This is a genomic window from Actinoplanes sp. NPDC019969, assembly GCF_055562375.1.
Genome location: NZ_JBVHFK010000011.1, coordinates 179,303 through 199,818, shown reverse-complemented (window position 1 = coordinate 199,818; position 20,516 = coordinate 179,303). Strand labels below are relative to the sequence as shown.

Here is a 20,516-nt window from a genome sequence, read left to right as displayed (position 1 = left end):
CCCCGGCGCCGGAGATGTCATGTCCGCCCGTCCGATGCCGATAGGAGCGGAGGGCAGGGTGGGCGGAGGTGACGATGGGTTCGGCGCGGGTCGCTTCATGGTGGCTGGTCGGGGTGCTCGCCGTCGTGCTGGCCGGGCTGTCCGGGTACGCGGTCAACGGCAGTTGGCGGCAGGCGGGCATCGTCGACGAGATCGCCGACGACAGCGCCGACACCGACGCCTACCAGGAGACCGCCTCGCTGGTGAACTGGGAGATGGCGCTGATCCAGGCGTCGCTGCGGGAGCCGCAGGGCGAGGAACGCAAGCAGCTCCTCGCCGTGCACGAGCGGACCCAGCACGCCATGGAGCACGTGGCGGCCATCGACCACGAGCACCAGCGGCTCGCCACCGGGATCGTGCAGGCGCACCGGATCATGCGGCCGGACGTCGCCGCCTACCTGCGCTCGATCGACCTCGGGGACATGGGAACCGCGGAGGACACCCTCGAGGAGACGATCGAACCCGCCATCGCGTCGATCATGGAGGTGGTGCTGGCGGAACGGGACCACCACCTCGCCACCCACGCCGCCAAGCTGGCGGACGGTCAGCGCGAGTCACGGCACCTGCTGTGGCGTAACGCGCTGGCGTTCGTACTGAGCCTGGTGGTGCTGCTGTTGATCTTCTGGTCGACACGGGCGCATCGCCGTCAGGTGGAGACGACCGCCGCGACCGACCCGCTCACCGGCCTGCCGAACCGCGCCGGCTTCCTCACCCGTACCCGAGAGGCTCTGACCGAGACCGCCAGCCATCGCCGCCGCCGTGGCAACAGCCCCCGGGGCCGGGTCACCGTGCTGGTGGTGAACCTCGACGGCTTCCGCGACGTCAACGACCAGCTCGGCCAGGGCATCGGCGACCTGCTGCTCACCCATGTCGGCCGCCGCCTGCGGGCCTCGGTGCGCGTCCACGACTTCGTCGCCCGGCTCGGCGGCGACGAGTTCGCCGTCCTGCTGTGCGACACCGACCCGGCCATCGGCGAGGCCGTCGCCACCCGGCTCACCGACGCCTTCGACGAGCCGTTCGTCATCGACGACCTCACCGTCGACCTGGAGGTCAGCATCGGCGCCGCGACCGCCGGTCCGGGCGAGGACGTGCCGGCCGTGCTGCGGCACGCCGACAGCGCCATGAACCACGCCAAGCAGCAGCGGCTCGGGTTCCGCCGGTTCACCGCCGGTGACGACGGCGACGACAGCACCGCCCGCCTCACCCTGCTCGGCGACCTGCGCCGCGCCCTCGACAGCGGCGCCGGGCTCACCCTGAACTACCAGCCGAAGGTCGCCATCGAGACCGGCGCGCTGGCCGGTGTCGAGGCGCTCGCCCGCTGGCAGCATCCGGTCAAGGGACCCATCTCGCCGGGACAGTTCATCCCGGTGCTGGAGGCCACCACCCTGATCCACCGGTTCACCCACCTGGTGCTGACGCAGGCGCTGGCCCAGGCCCGCGCCTGGCTCGACGCCGGCCACCGGATCCCGGTCGCGGTCAACCTCTCCACCCGGTCCCTGCTGGACACCACGTTCCCGCACCGCCTGGCGGCCCTGCTGCGCCAGGCCGGGGTGCCCGGCGACCTGCTCTGCATCGAGGTCACCGAGCACAGCATCATGAGCGACCCGAACACCGCCATCGAGACCCTGCAGCAGATCCGGGCGCTCGGCGTGAAGACGTCCATCGACGACTACGGCACCGGGTACTCCTCGATGACGTATCTGCGGCTGCTGCCCCTGGACGAACTCAAGATCGACCAGTCGTTCGTCACGAACATGGCAGTCGACCGCGGCAACCGGGCGCTGGTCGCCTCCACCACCGAACTCGGCCACACCCTCGGCCTGACCGTCGTCGCCGAGGGTATCGAGGACGCCGCGACCCTCGCCGTACTCCGCGAGCTGGGCTGCGACCTGGCGCAGGGGTACCACCTGGCCCGCCCGATGACCGCCGACGCCCTCACCAGCACCCTGCAGCGGCCCACCGTCGCGACGGCCTGAGGTCAGCAGCCGGCCCAGGCGCGGCCGGCCTTCTGGGTCCACGTGCACGTGTCGTGGACCTTGCCGGCCCGGTCCCGCAGTGTCGCCGTGTCGCCGGTGTTGTTCCAGACGTAGTTGCCGGAGTTCCAGTACAGGTGCGTCCTGGTGTCGGCGCCCCTGCCGGTGTGCAGGTACAGCACGCCGCCCTTCCCGGCGATCGCGACGTTGCCGAAGGTGTAGGTCCGGGACTTGTCGACGATCTTCCAGCCCCGCAGGTCGACCGCCGCGCCGCCGGTGTTGACCAGCGCGATCCACTCGGCGTTGAGGCTGGCGGCCGAGCGGTTGTCGGCGCCCGGCGAGTCGTACTGGGTGGAATGGAACCGCAGCGCCGGCGCGGCCGGGGCGGCCTGTGCGGGCGAGGCGGCGGCCATGGCGCCGGTGGCCGTGACGGCGGCCGCGGTGAGAATGCCGAGCAGTTCACGCACGATGGAGGTCTCCTCGAGGATGCGACGGGAATACCGTCGATCCTTCCGCCCGGGCCACCCGGAACCGGCTGCCATCGGATCGGTGTGTCGGCCCAGGGGCGCTGCCCGAACGGCGTACCCCGGCAGTGCTGGTCAGGGGGCCTGGAAGCCGGCGTCGGTGAGCACCTTCGTGCCGGCGGGGGAGAGCACGTAGTCGATGAAATCCTTGGCGCCGGCCGGGTTCCGGGCGTTCTTCAGCGCGACGATCGGATAGTCGTTGACCGCCGTGGCGGACTCGGGGAACTCGATCGCGTCGACGTCGGCCGCGGATGCCCTGGCGTCGGTGCGGTAGACCAGGGCCGCGTCGACCTCGCCCAGCTTGAGCTTGGACAGGGCCGCCTTGACGTCCTGCTCCTGGGTGACCGGGGTGATCGTCACGCCGGCGGCCTCGACGGCGGTCGTGGCGGCGGCGCCGCACGGCACGGCCTCGGCGCACAGCGCGACCTTCAGATCGGGCTCGGCCAGGTCGGCCAGCGCGGCGATCCTCCTCGGGTTGCCCTTGCCGACGGCGATGACCAGCTGGTTCTTGACGAACGTGGTGGGCTCGCCGGAGCCGTTGCCGGCGTCGGTGACGACCTTCAGGTTCTTCGGGGACGCGGCGGCGAAGACGTCGGCGGGGGCGCCCTCGTTGATCTGGGTGGCCAGCGCCGAACTGCCGGCGAAGTTGAACGTGACGGTGGTGCCGGGGTGGGCGTCCTCGAACTGCCTGCCCAGGGTGGTGAAGGACTCGGTCAGTGACGCCGCCGCGAACACGGTGACGGCGCCGGTGTCCTTCCTGCTGTCACCGCATCCGGTCAGCCCGGCGGCGAGCAGGGCGGCGAGCCCGGCCGCCGCGACGCGAAGAGTCTTCAACCGCTTCTCCCTGGTGCCGATGGCCGTCACGGACGCACTCTAGTATCCGCATTCGCCAGTGGAATGACGGGTATCACCAGCAGATGCGATGGGCAACGTGACATCGGTGCGGCAGGTGCGATACATGCCCCAGGCCGGCACCTCGGCCGTGGTCGTCAGGGTGACGCCGATGGCGGCGAGATCGGCGACGCGTTCCGGTGTGGTCTGCGAGACGGCATCGGTGACCAGCACCGTCCGGAAATCCCGTTCGCCGGCCTCGAACAGCGTGGCGCGGGGACAGTTCGGCAGGTTGCAGCCGGCCACCACGACGGTGTCCACCCCGCGGTCACGGCCGGATCACTTCTCCTCGTCACGGCTGGGCCACGCGGTTCCACTCGGGCTTGACGGACATCATCCGGGCGGTCTTGGCCGGGTCGCGGTCGATCAGGTCGCCCAGCACCTCGTCGATCCTCGCCGGCAGGCCGGCGGGCAGCCGCACCCCGGACGCGACGGCGTTCTCGATGACCTGCTCGGGGCGGGACGCGCCGATGATCGCCGAGCTGACCGCATCCGGCTGCAGGGTCCAGGCCACGGCGAGCTGGGCCATCGAGAGACCGGCCTCATCGGCGAGCGGCCGCAGCTGCTGGACGCGTTCGAGCAGCGCCGGGCCGAGGACCCGGCCGATGAACCGGGGCGCCCGCCCGCCGCTGGTGGCCCGCGAGTGCGCCGGAAGGGGCCGGCCGGGCTGGTACTTGCCGGTGAGCACGCCCTGCGCCAGCGGCTGGAACACCACCTGGCCGATGCCCTCGCGCTCGCACAACGGCAGCACCTCCGGTTCGATGACCCGCCACAGCATGTTGTACTGCGGCTGGTTCGCCACGATCCGGCTGCGCAGCCCGAGGTCGGCGGCGATCGTCAGGGCGGAGGCGATCTGCGGGGCGGTCCATTCGGAGACGCCGAGGTAGAGCACCTTGCCCTGGCGTACCAGATCGTCGAAAGCAACAAGGGTCTCGTCGAGAGGGGTGCGCTCGTCGAACCGGTGCGCCTGGTAGAGGTCGACGTAATCGGTGCGGAGCCGCCGCAGCGACGCGTGACACGACTCCATGACGTGCTTGCGGGACAGGCCACGGTCGTTGGGGCCGTCGCCGGTCGGCAGGCAGACCTTCGTGGCGATTTCGACCGACGACCGGCGGACCGTGCTCAGCGCCTCGCCGAGCACCTCCTCGGCGGCGCCCTGGGCGTACACGTCGGCGGTGTCGAAAGTGGTGACGCCGGCGTCCAGCGCGGCCCGGATGCAGGCGAGCGCGATGTCCCGTTCGACCAGCTCCCCGTGGGTCAGCCAATTGCCGTACGTGATCTCGCTGACGTAGAGGCCACTGCTGCCGAGTCGACGATGCTCCATAGTGGATCAGACTACCGATCAACGGCGAGAAGCAGGTTCCCAAACGAGGGCGTACGGGTAATACTGCCGCGTAACGGTGCAACTGATGAACGGGGAGCCCGCATGTCCGTGCGTGCAGTGGAGTTTCGTGGCGACAACCGCCCTGACCAGGACGACGCGGCGCGGCCGGAGATCGACCGCAGCGCCGAGGCGATGCAGCGGCTGCGCAACCCGTTCGACCTCGACCTCCGGACCGCCCCGGCTGACCGCGTCTGAGCCGCTGGTCGGCATCGCCTAGTCGCGGCGCAGGATCACCACCAGCACGCGCAGCACGAGGATCGCCGAGATGACCAGCAGGGTGTAGCCGAGCAGCGGGAACAGGCCGAGGTTCGCGCTGACCCGGGGGCCGTCGCCGCTGCCGAGCAGCATCGCCGCCATCACACCGGCGGCCGCGCCGATGACGGTCAGCAGGGCCTGCTCGATCAGGCCGGTGACCAGACGGCGGTCGCCGGGGTCGGAGAACAGCCGGACGTTGAGCCGCAGCCTGCCGCCCTCGATCGTGTCGCCGAGCCGGTCGAGGCGGCGGGGCAGGCCGCGCAGCATCGGCAGCAGCGCGATCAGCTCCTCCTGCACGGTCCCGGGCAGATGCTGCGGATCGAGCATCTCGGCGAGCCGCCGCCCGGCGACGGCCCGCGCCTGCCCGATCAGGTCGAACCCGGGCCGCAACACCCGCAGCGTGCCCTCCAGCGTGGTGAAGGCCCGGAACACCGCCGCGACCGGCGCGGGGACCCCGAGCCCGTACGACGTGAAGGTCCGCAGCAGCGCGGTCACCGCCGCCACGCCCGCGCTGCTGCCGGCCGCCGCGTACCGCACCAGCAGCATGCCGATCGCCCGCTGCAACTCCCGCTCGTCGACCTCACCGGAGTGGTCGGACAGGTCGAGCAGCGCGTCGGTGGCGCCGGCCGCGTCACCGCTGCCGACGGCGTTCAGCAGCCGGCCGACCGCGTCCCGCGTCAACGTGTCGAGACGGCCCACCGAGCCGAGGTCCAGCATGCCGAGCGTGCCGTCGGCGGCGACCAGCAGGTTGCCGGGATGCAGGTCGGCGTGGAAGACCCCGTGCACCAGCACCTGATCGAGCAGGCTGTCGAGCAGCCCTGCGGCGAGCGCGTGCCGTCTGTCGTCACCGAGCTCGGCGAGCCGCGGTTCGGCGGCGCCGAGCGGAGTGCCGGGCAACCGGCCCATCACCAGCACCCGTTCCGAGCCGACGTCCGCGAACACCGCCGGGACCCGCACCCCACGCTGCGGTGACGTGGCCAGCGCCGCCGCCATCGTCTGCAGGTTGTCGCGTTCCACGGTGAAGTCGAGCTCCTCCCGCAGCGCCTCGGCGAAACCCAGAGCCAGCTTGCGTACGCCGAACGACCGCCCCCACGACGTCCGCGCCTCGAGAGTCCCGGCGAGCCGCAGCAGAATGTCCAGGTCCCGTTCGACGACGGTGGCGATGCCCGGCCGTTGCACCTTCACCACCACCGGCGTGCCGTCCGGCAGCCGGGCCGCGTGCACCTGCGCGATCGACGCGGCGGCCAGCGGCTCCCGGTCGATGTCGGCGAACACCCGATCACCGAGCTCGGCGTCGAGGACCGCCGCGATCCGCTCCCACGGCACCGGGGTGGCCTGGTCCTGCAGCGTGGTCAGCTCGTCGATGAACTCCGCCGGCAGCAGATCCCGCCGGGTCGACAGGAGCTGACCCACCTTGACGAACGTGACCCCGCCCTCGTCCAGCGCCGCACACAACGACCGGGCCAGCCGCCGCCGGGCCGCCGCTGAACTCGGCCCGGCCGGCGGACGGCCCCGCAGGAACCGGCCCAGCCCGTGCCGCAGCGCGATCCGGACGATCGCCGAATACCGCCGGGCCCGCGCGATCCGCCGCCGGGTGCCGCGCCACACCTCCACCGGGCCCGGCAGCGACCCGGTCGGCAGCAGCACCTCCAGGACGACCAGGGCGGCCATCGCGATCAGCGCGGCCACCCCGGTCGACGCCAGCATCAGGACCAGGCCCTCGCCCAGGGTCACGCTCGCCGGATCCGGCGGGGCGAGCCCGGCGAGCAGCGGCGACGTCACCACGAACGCCAGCACCGCCGCGAACAGGGTCCGCCCGGGCCCGACCCGGACGCCCAGCAGCCGCCGGATCACCACCCCGAACAGCAGCACGGTCAGAACGAGGAACGGAACGAACAGCAACACTTCTCCCACCGCCGCGACGATAGGCGGCCATCACCGCGCCGTGGGGGCAGCCTCAGCTGAGCCGGCGGATGTCGCCGTACGCCCGGTAGAACCCACCGCGGGACGCCTCGCGGATGCCGGTCACCACATAGCGGGCGCCGCTCTCCCGGATGCCCTTGGGGAACTGGACCTGCCAGTCGGGCTGGAAACCGGAGGACACCACGCGGATGCGCAGCCGGCCGGACTCCTCGACGCACTCGACGACGATGCCGTCGGCGGGATCGTGCACGATCTCGACGGTGGTGGACGGCGCGACCTGGGCCATCCGCGGTGGCGCCTTGACGTCCACGACCTGCGGCACGGTGCCGTCGACGGCCGACCGGATGGCCTGCTCGCTGGCGTCGATGCAGGCCAGCGAACCGTCGGTGGTGACGATGTAGAGGCGCTCGGCGTGGTACTGCATCGAATACGCCGAGCCGCAGCCGGTCGCCAGCTTCCACAGCCGGGTGCCGGCCGCGTCGAAACAGTAGATCGAGGACGAGCTGTCGCCGGCGAAGATGTACCGCCCGTCGCCGGCGGCGGCGCACGAGAACACCGACGCGTCGCACTGGTAGGTCTGCCGGTGCGTGCCGTCCTTGCCCAGCTCGACGACCTGCCGGGCCGACGTGCCGGCGTAGACGGTGTCCCGCTCCTGCCAGCCGAACAGGACGGAGCCACGCGTGCCGGAGTGCCACAACTCCTTGCCGGTGCGCCAGTCGTAGCTGGTGACGCCCGCGCTGTGCCCGTGGTGGACGGCGTTGTCGTCGCAGCGGACCATCCACGCCGACGTGCCACGGCCGGGCCGCTGCCACAGGAACTCGTCCTCGTGGTCGATGGCGGAGATGCCACCGTTCCTGTCGGACACCCCGAGGACGCCGTCGTGGATGTCCAGCCAGTAGATGTCGATCTCGGGGGCGATCCGGTAGGCCAGGCGGGGCACCTTGCCGGACAGGTCGTACACGTTGCCGTCGTCGCAGCCGGCGTAGATCCAGTCGTCGTCGGCGACGATGCACTTGACCCCGTCGGGCATGCGGAACTGCTGCTGCACCTCGGCCCGGTGGTTCAGCGTGGTGATCAGGCCGGCCTCGTTGCCGACCATGCAGACGTCGTCGTCGACGAACACCCCGAACGCGGGGCTGCCCGTCTGGTAACGCCACAGCACGGGGGCGATCGTGGCGGTGGAGCGGGTGCTGACGATCTGCCGGCGGGTGACCGAACGTGGCTGCCGCTGACCGATGACCGCGGGCGCGTACCCCTTGCGGACCTTCTCGCCGATCTTCTTGGCGGCCTCCGCCTTCGCCTTGTCCACAGTGGTGAACGACGACTGCTTGACCTGGCCACGGTCGCCGATGCGCCCGTAGCGGACGGTGAGATCGGTGCCGTCGACGGTGACCTCGTAGAACTTGTGGGAGCTCCCGGAGTCTTCGGAGAGCTCCAGGTACGTCGTTTCGGCCGGCATCCGGGCCACCTTTCGGCAGGAGGGGGAACGCCGATGAATCTAGACCCGGGGTACGACACTTCTCTGCGCCATGATCCACGTTTCGCGAGGACTATGGCAGGAGTGCCCAGGCGCTGATGCCGAACCGGCCGGTGCTGCCGAGGTCCAGACCGTCCCGTGGCGAGATGATCTGGGACGGGCGGCCGGCGACCGGGGCGATGTCGAGGAACGCGACGACGACCGGTGGCTCCCGGACGTCGTCGTACTTGTTACGCCAGGCCACCGCCGCGCTCGCCCGCTGTCCCGGTTCCAGCACCACCGGCTTCGGCGGCCCGTCCCACGGCATGGTGCCGAGGATCTCCTCGACCCCGTGCAGGACCCGGACCTCCAGTTCTTCCCGGTCCTCGCCGAGCGGCCGCACCGCGGGGTAGCCGTTCAGCCGGTAGGTCTCCGATCCGCAGTTGACCAGGTTGATGCGGACCACCCGCAGCCCCATCGCGGCTTCTCCGTCGCCGGACTCCAGCCGGACCCCCTCCGGCGGGCACGCCGGGGCGGTCGCTGACGGCGTCCCGTTCGCGTTCGCACTCGGGTCCCTCGGACGGGACCCCGCCGAACCCGGTGCGGTCCCCGGCCGGGCACAGCCGGTGAGCAGTGCCGCCACCGCCAGCACGGCAATCCCCATTCTGATCACCGACCCATTCTGGGACGTCCTGGCAACCCGGCTCCTGGACGGGGGTTATATCGGTTGTCGCCGCGGGCGGGCGGCTGGAAGGATCCGCGACATGACGATCACCTTCAGGGGCCATGGCGCGTAGGCCGCCCGGAAATGTCCGCGCCGGCCTGTCTCGACGGCGGAGGCCCGGCGAACGGATCGCCCTCATCGACGGAGTGTCCGCCCGAGGGCTCGCCCGGATCGCCCGTCTGGAACGTGCTGATCTGCGCCCGGGGGCCGCCGCGGCGGCGCTCACGGCGTGGCGGGAGTTCGCTCGCGCCTCCGGCGACGAGCGCGCGGACATGCTGTTCTACGGCCATGCGGGCTGCTGCCCCGATCCCCGGGATCACCGTGAGATCCTGGAGCGTGTCGTACGGGTCCTTCCGCGCCGGGATGCCGCAGACCTGCGCCGCCGGGTGGAGGCGCTCGATGAAGCAGTGATCCGTACCGGAAGGGTTGAGGACTCGTGGCCGGCGTGCTGACGGGCCTGTCCGGGTTCGAGGACCGGCTTGTACCCGGTCCTCGGGCCGGACGCCGCCTGGGCCGCCGAGCTGGCGGCCCACTTGGCGGCGCTCCGGCACTGGCATCAGCGGTACGGAGCGGAGCTGTACCACCCGGCCGGCTCCAGTTTGGAACTGGACGTCGCCCGGCCGCCGATCGCCACCGGTGACGTGGCCCGCTGCGCGGTCGAGCAGTCGGTCTACTGCTACGACCTGGTCCAGATCCTCGGCGAGCCGGAGGACGTCGCCCGCAAGCAGGCGCGCGGCACCCACTGGTCCTTCTGGTGGGACTGGCGAACCCGCCGGCGGGTCAGAGGTTGTTGATGCGGGCCAGCAGTTCCTCCTCGCTCAGGTTCTCCAGGACCGCGTCCTGCTTGCGGCCCAGGATCTCCACCAGCTTCTCCTTCTCCAGCTTCTTGGCCGCTGCCGCCTTCGCCGCCTGGTCCTCCGCGAGGCGGATGGCGATGACGTGCTTGACGACCTCCAGCTTCGTCTCGAGGGTCGCCTTGGCGGGATTGGCCTCGGTGGCCACGAACGACTCGGTGTCGACGGCCTTGAGTTCGGCGTTGACGGCCTTGGCGACGTCGTCGAGGCTGAAGCCGGACTTGGCGGTCAGCGGGAGTTCCCACAGCTGTTCGGTGGTCAGCAGGCCCTTGGTCGACGGGTAGCGGAACTTCTCCCGCGTGGCCTTCTCGAAAATGGTCACGGTGGCCTCTCTCGGATGTCGGGGGTAGAGATCAGAACTGGATGCTGAGGAGACGGCGGCGGCCGCCGGTCATCGTCACCTTGGCGACCACGGCATTGCGGACCGTGGAGCTGAAACCGAGGCCGGACAGCTGATCCTCCGTCGGCTCGCATTTGGTGCGGTCGCCGAGGACCTCGAACACCTTGCGGTGCGGTTGCAGGTCGCCGCGGAGGAACTCGTTGTAGATGCCCCGGGCCGGCTGGTCGTTCACGCACCCCTTCAGCATGAAGAAGTAGTGGCGGTTGCCGACCTCGTTGTCGTCGAAGTAGTTCGGCGAGTACATCATCGTGGACACCGGCACGAACTGTTCGGTGGTGATGCCCCACATCTCCTTGCCGGTGCTGCCCGCCTGGATGTCCCTGCCCGGACGGAAAGCGGTGATCACCCCGCCGGTGACGGTCATCCGCCCCACCTCGACGGTCTCCTTCTGGCCGACCGCCCGTTCATGGCGGTAGTTCTCGATCCGCCCGTTGCTCTCGGTCTCGATCACGAAGCCGACCTGGCTGCTCTCCCGCTTGCGGAACTGGTTCACCTCGATCCGGTACTCCCCGTCGGGAAGGTGGTCGGTCCAGGTGACGTTCTCCACCGGCTCGCGCGTCTCCCCGCCGCCCGCGTTCATGTCGACGTCCAGCTTGTTGCGCTTGTCCTGGTACCAGATGTGGGTGCCGTCGGGCTCGTACACGTGCAGGTCGAGGTCGTCGTGGTTGAACCAGGACAGGCTCACCCGGAGCCGGCCGGTGACGTTGCCGCCGGCCCGCTTGACCCTCTCCTTGATCGAGTCGGTGACGTTGCCACGGTACGACCACCCGAAGTCGTTGTCCCACGTGAACAGCCGTGGGGCATCCGGGTTCCGGCCGGTGGTGAGGCTGACGAGGTTCGGCTCGTGGCTGGTGGCGACCCACAGGTCGATGCTCGCGGCGCCGGGCAGGACGTCCTTCATGAAGGCGACGATGGGGATCTCCTCCGGCTTCGCGTCCCGGAGGCGTGCGCCGGACGATCCGGTGGTGGCCGCCTGCATGAGCAGCCCTTCGATGCCGTCCCTCATCCGCGACCGGGTGTCGTTGTCGACCCACAGCACGTTGGTGACCGACACGTCGGACAGCCGGGCGAACCTGCGCTGCAGCGACTCCTCGATGCCCAGCTCGCCGATCGTCTTCATGGCGGCCTTGACCATGGACGGGGTGATCAGCGCGGTGGGGCGCTGGTAGTTCTGCGGCGCCACCTTCGTCTCGAACGACCGGACCGCCTGCTCCAGGTCGGCGCCCGCCGACAGATCCTGGACGAGGGTGCCGATCACCGTGTTGCGGAACCGGGCCACCGGGTTCATGGCGTTGGCGAACACGAAGGCCCGCTGGTCGGCCGCCTGCGCCCACCGGTTCTGCAGGGACCTGAACTCGGTCACCGACCCCCGATGCTCCGCGCCGCGGTAGAGGGCGTCGTCGTCGATGAGACCGGCGACGGTGTCCAGCGCGTGCGGGGTCAGCTCGGCCAGGCCACGCTGGAACACCTGCACCGTGGTGTCGAAGGCGCCCCGTGCCGCCCCGACGTCCGTGGTGTGATGCCGCTTCTCGACCGTGCCGTGCAGGTGGTGCCACACCTCGACCTTGCCGTCGCGCAGGGTCCGGGTCGTCTTCGTCCCGTACTGCGCCTCGGTGGACCGGAAGACGGTGGACAACGGCAGCGTGCCGACGAAGTCGTCCATGGCGGCGGCGACGACGGAGAAGACCGGGTCGGTTGCGGACACCCCGGACCAGAGGGTACGGACGTGCCCGTCACGGATCTCGACGACGGTGCCGAAGTTCTTGATGAACCCACGGCAGGTCGAGCAGTCGTACGCGGACCGCTCACGGAACCGGGGGTTGGCGCCGGCGGGGAACGATTCGAGGAAGGTGAGCCAGAGCGAGTCCCGGTCGAGACCGTCGCCGGCCACGTACAACTCGCCCTTGGACATCGCCGTCAGACGCGTCGTCACATCCGCCAGGAACCGCTGGTAATCGCCCACCGTGTCATCTCCTTCGATCACCGCAGATCCTAGGGAGCGCCGGCAATCCGAGAAACGTATTTCCGCCCGCAACGACGCGTTTACATGTCTGGATCGCGCTGGCATTGTCGGGCGCATGAGACCTGAGAAGCGGGGGACGTGGCGGGCGCTGGTGGCGCTGGTCGCCGCGACATTGCTGGCGAATCTGCTGGTTCTGGCGCAGGGGAGCGCCGCGCGGGCGGCGGCGCCCCGGATCATGGTGGTCGGGGACTCCATCAGCCAGGGGATCGAGGGGGACTACACCTGGCGGTACCGGCTGGCCGGTCATCTGGGCGCCGGGGTGGACTTCGTCGGCCCGTGGACCGGGACCACGAAGGTGCCTGCCGAGTTCAACGGTGGCGGGTCGCATACGGCCGCGTACCGTCCGGGCATCAGTTTCGACAGTGACAACCTGGCCCAGTGGGGCTGGCAGATGCACCAGGCCAAGGACGTGATCGGCGGTCACGTGACCACCTACCGGCCGGACTATCTGCTGGTGGAGCTGGGCTTCAACGATCTCGGCTGGGGCGTCAACGAGCCGGCGGGGCTGCTCAACGACTTCGAGTGGTTCGTCTACCACGCCCGCGCGGCGAACCCGTATGTCCGGATCCTGGTGGCGAACGTGCTGCACCGCACGCCGCTGGACGTGAACCCGGACCTGCCGCAGAAGATCACGAACTACAACGCGTTGCTGGCCGCGCGGGTGCCGCAGCTGTCCAGTGACGTCTCGCCGATCCGGCTGGTCGACATCGACGGCCCGTTCGACGAGAACCGCGACGCCTACGACGGGCTGCACCCCAACATCCGCGGGGAGTACGTGATTGGCAACGCGTTCGCTGGCGTCCTGAACAGCGCGTTCGGCCTCGGCGGCGTACCGGCCGGGATTCCCGCGAACCTGCCCGCGCCGCTGACACCGGGCGCGCCCACGTCGATCACCGCCGTGCCGGTCGGCGACAAGATCAAGGTCAGCTGGTCGCACGTGTTCGGCGCGACCGACTACGAGTACTGGCAGCGGGACGCGACGGCAGGCCAGCCGTTCACCAAGAGCATCTACAACATCGGCGCGGACAGCTGGACCGCCGACCTGCTGCCGGCCGGGCACACCATGCAGTTCTACGTGAAGACCAGGCGCGGCGACAGCCACACGAGCGGCGCGTCAGCGACGGCGACGGCGACGGTACGGGCCCTCGCGTCACCGAAGTTCTGGGTGACGACGGACCCGGCCAAGCCGTACGCGGTCACCGTCCACTGGGAACCGGTGGCGGGCGCCGACGACTACACCGTCTACGGCGCCTCCGGCTGCGGCACGACGCCGCCGCCCACCTCCCAGTTCACCATGCAGCAGTTCATGCTCGGCGGGAAGACCAGCTGGACGCAGGAGTACATCTTCGAACCGTGCAAGAACTACTTCGTGACGGCGACCCGGTACGGCGGGGAGACCCCGAGGCCGTCGTACAGCGTCCGCGCCTGGTTGTGACCGCGCACCGCCCGTGCGCACGGCTCAATGCGCGCGGGCGGTGATCAGGAAGTGCATGCGGGCCTCCTGGCCGGGCGTCACCCCGTACCGCTGATCGAGGTCGTAGATCGTGGTCAGCGGAACGCAGGTGACGTCGGCGAGGCCGGCGTCGGCGAGGGTCAGGACGGTCTCGTCGATCGACTTGGCAGCGGCCAGGGGGAGCACGGCCCGTACGTCGTCGTCGTAGGACTCGGTGAACCGGCGCGGGCCCTCGTCGAGCCCGTTCGGGAACCAGGTGGTGTCGACCATGGCGACCAGGCCGCCGGGGCGAAGCAGCGTGCGCCAGTTCGCGACGGCGGTGGCCGGCTCCCGCAACGTCCACATCACGTAGCGGCCGACGATCGCGTCGAAACTGGCGGGCGGGAAGTCCGGGGCGACCGCGTCACCGAGCCGGAAGTCGGGGGCGTTGTCCAGGCCGCCGGCGTGGTCGCGGGCGAGAGCCAGCATGCCGTCGGCCAGGTCGATGCCGGTCACCCGGTGCCCGAGCCCGGCCAGGGTGAACGCGGCCTGACCGGAGCCGGTGCCGACGTCGAGGATGTCGAGCGGCCCCTCCGGAAGCGCCTGCGACCAGATGTCGGCCCACGCCCGGTTGTCGTCGGCCAGCCGGTCGGGGCGCTGCTGCTCGGCGTCGTAACTCGCGGCGCGGCCGGTCCAGTAGTCGTTGATCCGGTTCTGGGCGCTCACACAACCTCCTCGTTCGGTCGAGGTCGTCCTGTACCACGATCGAGCAGGTGCTCAAACCCGCTGCCTGCGGATTCGTTCCGGAACGTCCAGGACCGTGCCGGCGTCGGCGACACCACTCATCACCGCTTGGAGGATCCGTGCCGGACGACCTCGAGGATTGGCGGAAGGCTCTCGCCACCGACGACCCGGTTCGGAGCCTGCGCGCCGCGGTCCAGGGCCGGCTCGCCGCAGGAGACCCGCGCGAGCAGATCACCGAGCAACTGACGCGGCTGGTCATGGTGCTGCGCGAGGAACAGAGACCGGACGAGGATGAGGACCCGATCCTCGACGTCCTCGACATGCTCGCCGGTTGGTGCGCACCCGGCTCCGCCCTCTGAAGTGCCAGAAGACCGCATGGACCTCCGCCCGGCACGACGAACCGGTTGTGGCGGCGGCGTCAAAGGGGTTTCAGCACCCGAGCGAGTGCCGACCGGCCCGCGGGCCCCCAGTGCGGTTTGCCGCCGGGCAGTCCGCGGTCTCCGTTCTGGCCCATCAGCATCAGGAACAGGCTTTTCATGGCGGCCAGCCCGCGTGCCCGCCGGAGCGTCGCTCGGTCTGCCTGGGCGTACCGGTCGAAGAACCGCGCGGCGCCTCCCTCGGGGAGCAGCAGCCAGGCGGCCCCGAGGTCCCACGCCGGGTCGCCGGCGAACAGCGCGCCGAAGTCGATGATGCCCGTCAGTGTGCCGTCGGCGACGACGACGTTGGCGGGATGCAGGTCACCGTGCACCCACACCCGGGGGCCCGGCCACTCGGGGGTGGCCGCCGCGTCGTCCCAGACGGCCCGGATGTCATCCTCAGCGGAACCGAAGCCGAAGCCGTCGAGGTCCACAGCCTTCAGGAAGTTCTCGAACCCGTCCCTGGAGTCTCTGGGATGGGTGCCGAAATCCGAGGCGCCCGGTGCGTCGGCGGGCGCCGCCACATGGAGCGCCCTGAGAAAAGCCGCCAGCGTCTCGGCCGAGTCGGCGCCGCGGGTGATCGTCCCGTGGTCCAGAGGCGTGCCGCCGACCCATGTCATGACCGTCCACATCTTGGGGAAGCGCGGGGACGGCGTACCGCTGCGCACCGGCGCCGGGATGGGAAGCGGCAGGCGTGAAGCCAGCAGTGGCAGCCAGCGGCGCTCCTTGAGCTGCGGATCGGGGCTGTCGTCCATCCACTGCATGCGGACGGCGAGCTCGTCCCCGAGACGCCACATCTGGTTTCCCCAGCCGCCCGCCACCTCACGGATGGGCAGATGGGCGAGATCCGGGTGTTGCTCACGCAGCAGGTCGCGGACCAGATCTTCGCTGACCTCGATCTCGGGCTCGATCACGGAAAACCACGGTAACCGACCACCACGACCTGGCCGGCGCGGCCGGAAGCGCCCGGCCATCACTCCGCCTCGATGCGGCGAAGGCGAGCATCCGGATCCCGACACCCACCGTGGCCACGGTGGGTGTCACCGGCCCGGATTAGAGTGCGATCATGACCGACGCCTCCGTGCACCTCGCCGCCCAGCCTCGTCTCGACACGCTCGTGACGGAGTTCCGTTCCGACGCTCAGCGGTTGCGCACCGACTTCGCGGGGACGGCCTGGATCGGTGACATCCCCGACCCGGAATCCGGGATGATGGGACCGAACTACCAGCGGCGCGTTGTCGACTCGCAGTTGTTTCTGCCGGACACCCACTGGTACACCGTCGCCGAGCTCGACGACGCCGAGATCCAGGTCGTCGTCGGCCTGCTTCAGGTGCCGGGCACCAAGCAGGGCACACAGGGGCTGGTCAGCGCCATCGCGGACCCGCGTGCGGATTTCTTCGAGCACCCGGAGCACGAGGACCGGGTCGGCATCTGCCTCACGCTGCGGGGCCAGATCTGGTCCAACGTCGGCCTGTCGTATCGCATCACCGTGCTGTGCCGGCCGGAGGCCTTCATCAGTGGCGCATCCGCGTGATACGAGGGCCGCACGTGCGTGACGGCTCACCGCCTGGCCACCGCGAGCGTTCGGGCCCATGCTTCTTCGACGCGTTGACCAGCACACGTCAGGGAGCGACAGGTCGGGCGGCAGGTTCTCGGCGACCAGTTCCGCAGCCTCTTCCGCCGTTGCGGCCAAGCCGATGAGCCGTTCGTAGCCGGCGGCTATCACACGGAGGATCTTCGAATGCCGGTGGCTGCCGGCGGGCCGTACATCGCCGTGCTGATGGACGGTTCCGGAGTGCGGCGCTGCGCCGGGTGAGAACCTAGGGCGCGAACCGGTTCATCAGCAGCTCCACCCGTGACCCGGCGGCGGCGGGTGGGAGGCGGCCGGCGCGGGTAAGGGTGGCCAGGCCGTGCAGGGCGGCCCAGAACACCTCGGTGAACAGGCCCGGCTCGACGCCGTCGCCGGCGACCTCGCCGAGAGTGTCCAGCAGGGCGGCGAACGCGTCCTTGAGCGGCTGCGGGGTGTCCTCCTCGGCGAAGGCCAGGCCGCCGTCCAGCTCGAACATGGCGTCGTAGACGGCCGGATTGCCGGTGGCGAAGTCGAGGTAGGCGCGGGCGAGGGCGGTGACCCGGGCGCGCGGGGAGTCCGCGGCGGCGGTCGCGGCCCGCAGCGCGACCGCCATCTCGGCGGCGCCCTGGACGGCGACGGCGCCGATGATCTCGCGTTTGCCCCGGAAGTGGCTGTAGAGCACGGGCTGGCTGTATTCGATGCGCTCGGCCAGCCGGCGGGTGGTGACCGCGTCCCAGCCCTGCTGCTCGGCGATCTCGCGGGCGGTCGCCACGATCAGGCGCTCCCGTTCGGCGCGTTCGCGTTCCTTGCGTTCCTGTACCGGCATGACGGAATGCTAGCACCGCTAGACAAGCGAGCAGCGGTAGGGCTAGCGTTGCATCAATTCCTAGCAGCGCTGGATTTCAAGGGGTCGACATGCTCAGCGCACTGGCAGTGGTCACCGTCGTGGTCGTCGGCGTGATGGTGGGGGTGGAGTTCGCCGTCGCCTTCGTCGTCAACCCGATCCTCGCCGCGCTTCCCGAGGACAGCGGCCAGCTCGGCCGCGCCCACGGCGGCCGGATGCTCGGCGCCGTGATGCCCGTCTGGTACATCGGCTCGCTCCTGCTGGTCGCGGCCTGGGCGGTCGCCGGATGGGGCGGTCCCGGCATCGGCCTGACCGTCATCGCCGCGGCGCTGCTGCTGCTCAGCGTGGTCATGTCGATCCTGCTGCTGGTGCCGATCAACAACCGCAGCAAGACGTGGACCCCGGAGAACCGGCCCGCCGACTGGAAACAGCAGGGGAGCCGTTGGGACCGCCTGCACTACGTCCGCGTCGCCCTCATCATCGCCGCGTTCGCCCTGCTGGCCGCCGCTCTCGCCTGATCGGCACCGCGATCCGGGCCACCCTCGCCTTCCCGTTCCACCGTCCCGTCCCGAGCCGTTGATCGGCGCGCGTGCGGCCGGTTGTTACGGTGCCGGGCGTCGGGTCGGCCTCTGCACGGTGGTGAGTTCGTTGGTTTTCCAGTACTGGCATCTCGCGGTGATCGCCGCCCTCGTCGTTCTCATCGCCGTGGGCCTGCGAGCAGCGCGCCGTACGACGCTGATCGGTCTCGGCGTCACGCTGCTGGCAGCCAGCGGGTTCCTGCTGTACACCCTGGTGCTCGAGGAGGAATACCTCGAGCAGGACCTGAACGCCAAGCTCGACGACGTGGCGCTGATCGGCGGTCCCGCGCTGCTCGGTGCCCTCCTGCTCGCTCTCGCGGTCAGGAACGCGGGGCGCAGCCGAGCCTGAGGAGGAACCGCCCGCACCCCGATGTCGCCGGTGGGTGCGGGCGGTTGCGATGTCCGGGTCAGACCAGACGCCGTACGACGTAGTTGCTGCTCCAGATCTTCTGCTTGCTGACCGTCTTGCCGGTCCGCGGAGCCGACCACATCTTGCCGCCACCGGCGTAGATGCCGGCGTGCGTGCCGTACGAGCCCTTCCGGATGATGATCAGGTCGCCGGGCCGGGCCTTGGCCTTGGCGACCGGCTTGCCGTACTTCTGCTGCAGGTTCGCCTTGTGCGGCAGCTTGCGCCCGGTGGTCTTCTTGTAGACGTACAGGGTGAAGCCGGAGCAGTCGAACCGGTTCGGCCCGACGGCGCCGAACTTGTACCACTTGCCCTTGTGCCGGGCCGCCTCGTTGACGACCCGGACGCCGGCCGCCTGAGCTTTCGCGGTGGCGGCCTGGACGGTGACGGTGCGAGCGACAGTCGCGCCGGCCTGCGAGAACGCCCGGACGGTGGTGACGCCGGCGGTCTGCGGGGCGGCCGAGGCGGCCTGTGGTGTGCCGAGCCCGCCGGTCAGCAGACCGAGACCCACGGACAGGGCGATGGTGCCGGCGCCCAGGGTGCGGGGCCGGCTCAGGGTGCGAACGCGCACGGTGAAGGAATCCCTCCGGCACGCCTGCGAGGTTAGCTGTCGGGTTCGGGCGCGAAGGATTGCCCGGCCGCGAGCTGCGGCTTCACCCCGAGACCCGTCGGCCCGGCCACCGTGGACGGCGTGCCGGCCGAGGGTCGATGTCTGGGTCCCCCGTCCCTGCCCCCGATTGCCTCATGACTCGTCATGCGGTTCGTGCCGCCGGACCGGGGCAGGGCTCGGCGTGATCCAGGTCGGCACGACCGGCGGGCAGGTGCCCGCCGCCCCTCCTTGATAGCCCGGTTCGGCGCCGGCCGCCTCCGCCGTCGCGATGACGGTCCGTGCCGGCCGGGCGAGCAGATGTCCGGTTTGTAAGGTCGCCGCGCAGTTTCCCGTCGCGCTCCGCATTCAGGTGGTCACGCATTACTGCTGATGATCTGTGAACGGGAACACGCAACTCGTCCACCGGCCCCCGTCACGCCCGTCAGCCGACCGGGTGACGAGATCGCGCCCGGCGGCGGAATGACACCGGCCGGACCGGTGAACGGGGGTGCGTTAGTTCTTGATGAAGCAAACCTTAATGATTTCTTAGGATCGATCTTCGCGCGCTTTCGGAATGAATAGTGAGTCGGCTGCATGTACCGCTGTTCCTTCAGAGCCGACGAGGTGAAAGTCCGTGCCCATCCCCCCGAACCGGCGGATCCGCTACACCCTGACCATGGTCGGGGCCCTCGGTTTGATCGGCGCCGGCTCCGCCGCCATCGTGGCCGGGACCGGCTCCGGCGACCAGGAGGTCCGCCTGACCGCGGCCGCCCCGGCCGGCACCACCACCGCCGCCGCCGCGACGACCGCCCCGAGCGCCGGCGACGTGCCGAGCCTGGCGCCGACCACGCCGGCCGCGGCCTCGAAGCCCGCCGCGCCGTCCGCGTCGGCCCCGGTGGCGGCGGCCCCGACCACCCTGTCGACGGCCCGTCCGTCGGCCACGCCGACGACGGCGGCGGCGAACAAGCGGCGTACCAAGTCACCCACGGCGGCGCCGACCGCGACGACCACCGCGCCGTCCGGCGGCGGCTCCTCCTCGGTCAACGCCGAGGTGATCCGCCTCGTGAACGCCGAACGGCAGAAGGCCGGCTGCTCCGGCCTGAGCAGCGAGTCGCGGCTGGAGGCGGCGGCGCAGAAGCACTCCGAGCTGCAGGCCGCGCAGAACAGCATGTCGCACCAGCTGCCCGGCGAGGCGAGCATGGGCGACCGGGTCACCGCCGAGGGCTACCGGTGGCGGGGTGTCGCCGAGAACGTCGCCGCCGGCTACACCAGCGCGGCGAGCGTGATGGACGGCTGGATGAACAGTCCCGGTCACAAGGCGAACATCCTCAACTGCAGCTACACGGAGATCGGCGTCGGCCTGGCGAAGTCGTCCTCGGGCACCCGGTACTGGACCCAGAACTTCGCCACACCCGCGTGAGCCTCCGCGCCTGAGCCTCACGAACGTGCGCTTCCTGCCGAATTCCCGAACAGGGGGATAGCGGCGAGGGG

The 20,516-nt window shown here is 70.5% G+C and carries 23 protein-coding genes and 1 riboswitch; of the genes, 10 read left to right on the top strand and 13 right to left on the bottom strand.

Annotated features, from left to right (window positions below; genetic code table 11):
• Window positions 1-74 precede the first annotated feature (74 nt).
• Entirely contained in the window at window positions 75-2,015 is a 1,941-nt protein-coding gene (locus ACZ3II_RS30620) for a putative bifunctional diguanylate cyclase/phosphodiesterase (protein ID WP_465522072.1), read from the top strand.
• Between the two features lie 2 nt (window positions 2,016-2,017).
• Here ACZ3II_RS30620 and ACZ3II_RS30615 read toward each other — a convergent pair whose 3' ends face one another.
• From ACZ3II_RS30615 to ACZ3II_RS30600, 4 genes are all read right to left on the bottom strand, one after another.
• Entirely contained in the window at window positions 2,018-2,479 is a 462-nt protein-coding gene (locus tag ACZ3II_RS30615) for a lamin tail domain-containing protein (RefSeq protein ID WP_465521737.1), read from the bottom strand.
• 132 nt (window positions 2,480-2,611) lie between these two features.
• A complete protein-coding gene (gene modA, locus ACZ3II_RS30610; RefSeq protein WP_465522070.1) occupies window positions 2,612-3,391 on the bottom strand; it encodes a molybdate ABC transporter substrate-binding protein in 780 nt (259 codons plus the stop codon).
• Window positions 3,392-3,409: 18 nt separating this feature from the next.
• Entirely contained in the window at window positions 3,410-3,688 is a 279-nt protein-coding gene (locus ACZ3II_RS30605; protein ID WP_465521735.1) for an isochorismatase family protein, read from the bottom strand.
• A gap of 31 nt (window positions 3,689-3,719) precedes the next feature.
• The gene (locus tag ACZ3II_RS30600; protein ID WP_465521733.1) at window positions 3,720-4,751 is read right to left on the bottom strand and encodes an aldo/keto reductase family protein; all 1,032 of its coding nucleotides are present in this window, start codon (window positions 4,749-4,751) and stop codon (window positions 3,720-3,722) included.
• 102 nt (window positions 4,752-4,853) lie between these two features.
• Here ACZ3II_RS30600 and ACZ3II_RS30595 point away from each other — a divergent pair, with 102 nt between their 5' ends.
• A complete protein-coding gene (locus ACZ3II_RS30595; protein WP_465521731.1) occupies window positions 4,854-5,006 on the top strand; it encodes a hypothetical protein in 153 nt (50 codons plus the stop codon).
• 18 nt (window positions 5,007-5,024) lie between these two features.
• Here ACZ3II_RS30595 and ACZ3II_RS30590 read toward each other — a convergent pair whose 3' ends face one another.
• The 3 genes from ACZ3II_RS30590 to ACZ3II_RS30580 form a co-directional block, all read right to left on the bottom strand.
• Complete coding sequence (locus tag ACZ3II_RS30590; protein ID WP_465521729.1) at window positions 5,025-6,980, bottom strand: ABC1 kinase family protein; 1,956 nt, start codon at window positions 6,978-6,980, stop codon at window positions 5,025-5,027.
• 43 nt (window positions 6,981-7,023) lie between these two features.
• Window positions 7,024-8,448 (bottom strand): WGR domain-containing protein, encoded by a 1,425-nt coding sequence (locus tag ACZ3II_RS30585; protein WP_465521727.1) that lies wholly within the window; start codon window positions 8,446-8,448, stop codon window positions 7,024-7,026.
• 91 nt (window positions 8,449-8,539) lie between these two features.
• Window positions 8,540-9,109 carry a DUF4232 domain-containing protein gene (locus tag ACZ3II_RS30580; RefSeq protein WP_465521725.1) on the bottom strand — a complete coding sequence of 190 codons (570 nt, stop codon included), beginning with the start codon at window positions 9,107-9,109 and terminating at the stop codon, window positions 8,540-8,542.
• A 206-nt stretch (window positions 9,110-9,315) separates the two neighbouring features.
• On the opposite strand from ACZ3II_RS30580, the gene ACZ3II_RS30575 reads away from it, so the two are divergent.
• Both ACZ3II_RS30575 and ACZ3II_RS30570 read left to right on the top strand, forming a co-directional pair.
• On the top strand, window positions 9,316-9,621 hold the full coding sequence (locus ACZ3II_RS30575) for a hypothetical protein (RefSeq protein ID WP_465521723.1): 306 nt from the start codon (window positions 9,316-9,318) through the stop codon (window positions 9,619-9,621).
• A gap of 27 nt (window positions 9,622-9,648) precedes the next feature.
• Entirely contained in the window at window positions 9,649-9,963 is a 315-nt protein-coding gene (locus ACZ3II_RS30570) for a DUF4253 domain-containing protein (RefSeq protein ID WP_465521721.1), read from the top strand.
• Here ACZ3II_RS30570 and ACZ3II_RS30565 read toward each other — a convergent pair.
• Both ACZ3II_RS30565 and ACZ3II_RS30560 read right to left on the bottom strand, forming a co-directional pair.
• Window positions 9,950-10,345, bottom strand: coding sequence for a hypothetical protein (locus ACZ3II_RS30565; protein ID WP_465521719.1), 396 nt, complete (start codon window positions 10,343-10,345; stop codon window positions 9,950-9,952). The genes ACZ3II_RS30570 and ACZ3II_RS30565 overlap by 14 nt on opposite strands.
• A 31-nt stretch (window positions 10,346-10,376) precedes the next feature.
• A complete protein-coding gene (locus ACZ3II_RS30560; RefSeq protein ID WP_465521717.1) occupies window positions 10,377-12,386 on the bottom strand; it encodes a hypothetical protein in 2,010 nt (669 codons plus the stop codon).
• A 115-nt stretch (window positions 12,387-12,501) separates the two neighbouring features.
• Between ACZ3II_RS30560 and ACZ3II_RS30555 the strand changes: the two genes are divergently transcribed.
• Complete coding sequence (locus ACZ3II_RS30555; protein WP_465521715.1) at window positions 12,502-13,881, top strand: SGNH/GDSL hydrolase family protein; 1,380 nt, start codon at window positions 12,502-12,504, stop codon at window positions 13,879-13,881.
• 24 nt (window positions 13,882-13,905) lie between these two features.
• Here the strand turns inward: ACZ3II_RS30555 and ACZ3II_RS30550 are convergent, their stop codons facing one another.
• Entirely contained in the window at window positions 13,906-14,604 is a 699-nt protein-coding gene (locus tag ACZ3II_RS30550) for a class I SAM-dependent methyltransferase (RefSeq protein ID WP_465521713.1), read from the bottom strand.
• Window positions 14,605-14,741: 137 nt separating this feature from the next.
• On the opposite strand from ACZ3II_RS30550, the gene ACZ3II_RS30545 reads away from it, so the two are divergent.
• On the top strand, window positions 14,742-14,981 hold the full coding sequence (locus ACZ3II_RS30545) for a hypothetical protein (RefSeq protein WP_465521711.1): 240 nt from the start codon (window positions 14,742-14,744) through the stop codon (window positions 14,979-14,981).
• A gap of 59 nt (window positions 14,982-15,040) precedes the next feature.
• On the opposite strand, the gene ACZ3II_RS30540 is transcribed toward ACZ3II_RS30545, so the two are convergent.
• A complete protein-coding gene (locus ACZ3II_RS30540; RefSeq protein ID WP_465521709.1) occupies window positions 15,041-15,952 on the bottom strand; it encodes an aminoglycoside phosphotransferase family protein in 912 nt (303 codons plus the stop codon).
• A 152-nt stretch (window positions 15,953-16,104) separates the two neighbouring features.
• Between ACZ3II_RS30540 and ACZ3II_RS30535 the strand changes: the two genes are divergently transcribed.
• Window positions 16,105-16,572 carry a hypothetical protein gene (locus tag ACZ3II_RS30535; protein WP_465521707.1) on the top strand — a complete coding sequence of 156 codons (468 nt, stop codon included), beginning with the start codon at window positions 16,105-16,107 and terminating at the stop codon, window positions 16,570-16,572.
• Window positions 16,573-16,858: 286 nt separating this feature from the next.
• On the opposite strand, the gene ACZ3II_RS30530 is transcribed toward ACZ3II_RS30535, so the two are convergent.
• Window positions 16,859-17,434 carry a TetR/AcrR family transcriptional regulator gene (locus ACZ3II_RS30530; RefSeq protein ID WP_465521705.1) on the bottom strand — a complete coding sequence of 192 codons (576 nt, stop codon included), beginning with the start codon at window positions 17,432-17,434 and terminating at the stop codon, window positions 16,859-16,861.
• An 89-nt stretch (window positions 17,435-17,523) separates the two neighbouring features.
• Between ACZ3II_RS30530 and ACZ3II_RS30525 the strand changes: the two genes are divergently transcribed.
• Together ACZ3II_RS30525 and ACZ3II_RS30520 are read left to right on the top strand one after the other, a co-directional pair.
• Entirely contained in the window at window positions 17,524-17,970 is a 447-nt protein-coding gene (locus ACZ3II_RS30525; protein WP_465521703.1) for an anthrone oxygenase family protein, read from the top strand.
• A 121-nt stretch (window positions 17,971-18,091) separates the two neighbouring features.
• The gene (locus ACZ3II_RS30520) at window positions 18,092-18,379 is read left to right on the top strand and encodes a hypothetical protein (RefSeq protein WP_465521701.1); all 288 of its coding nucleotides are present in this window, start codon (window positions 18,092-18,094) and stop codon (window positions 18,377-18,379) included.
• Window positions 18,380-18,437: 58 nt separating this feature from the next.
• Here ACZ3II_RS30520 and ACZ3II_RS30515 read toward each other — a convergent pair whose 3' ends face one another.
• Window positions 18,438-19,007 (bottom strand): C40 family peptidase, encoded by a 570-nt coding sequence (locus ACZ3II_RS30515; protein ID WP_465521699.1) that lies wholly within the window; start codon window positions 19,005-19,007, stop codon window positions 18,438-18,440.
• A gap of 6 nt (window positions 19,008-19,013) precedes the next feature.
• A riboswitch (cyclic di-AMP (ydaO/yuaA leader) is annotated at window positions 19,014-19,138 on the bottom strand.
• Window positions 19,139-19,659: 521 nt separating this feature from the next.
• On the opposite strand from ACZ3II_RS30515, the gene ACZ3II_RS30510 reads away from it, so the two are divergent.
• On the top strand, window positions 19,660-20,445 hold the full coding sequence (locus ACZ3II_RS30510; protein ID WP_465521697.1) for a CAP domain-containing protein: 786 nt from the start codon (window positions 19,660-19,662) through the stop codon (window positions 20,443-20,445).
• The last annotated feature ends 71 nt before the right edge of the window (window positions 20,446-20,516 follow it).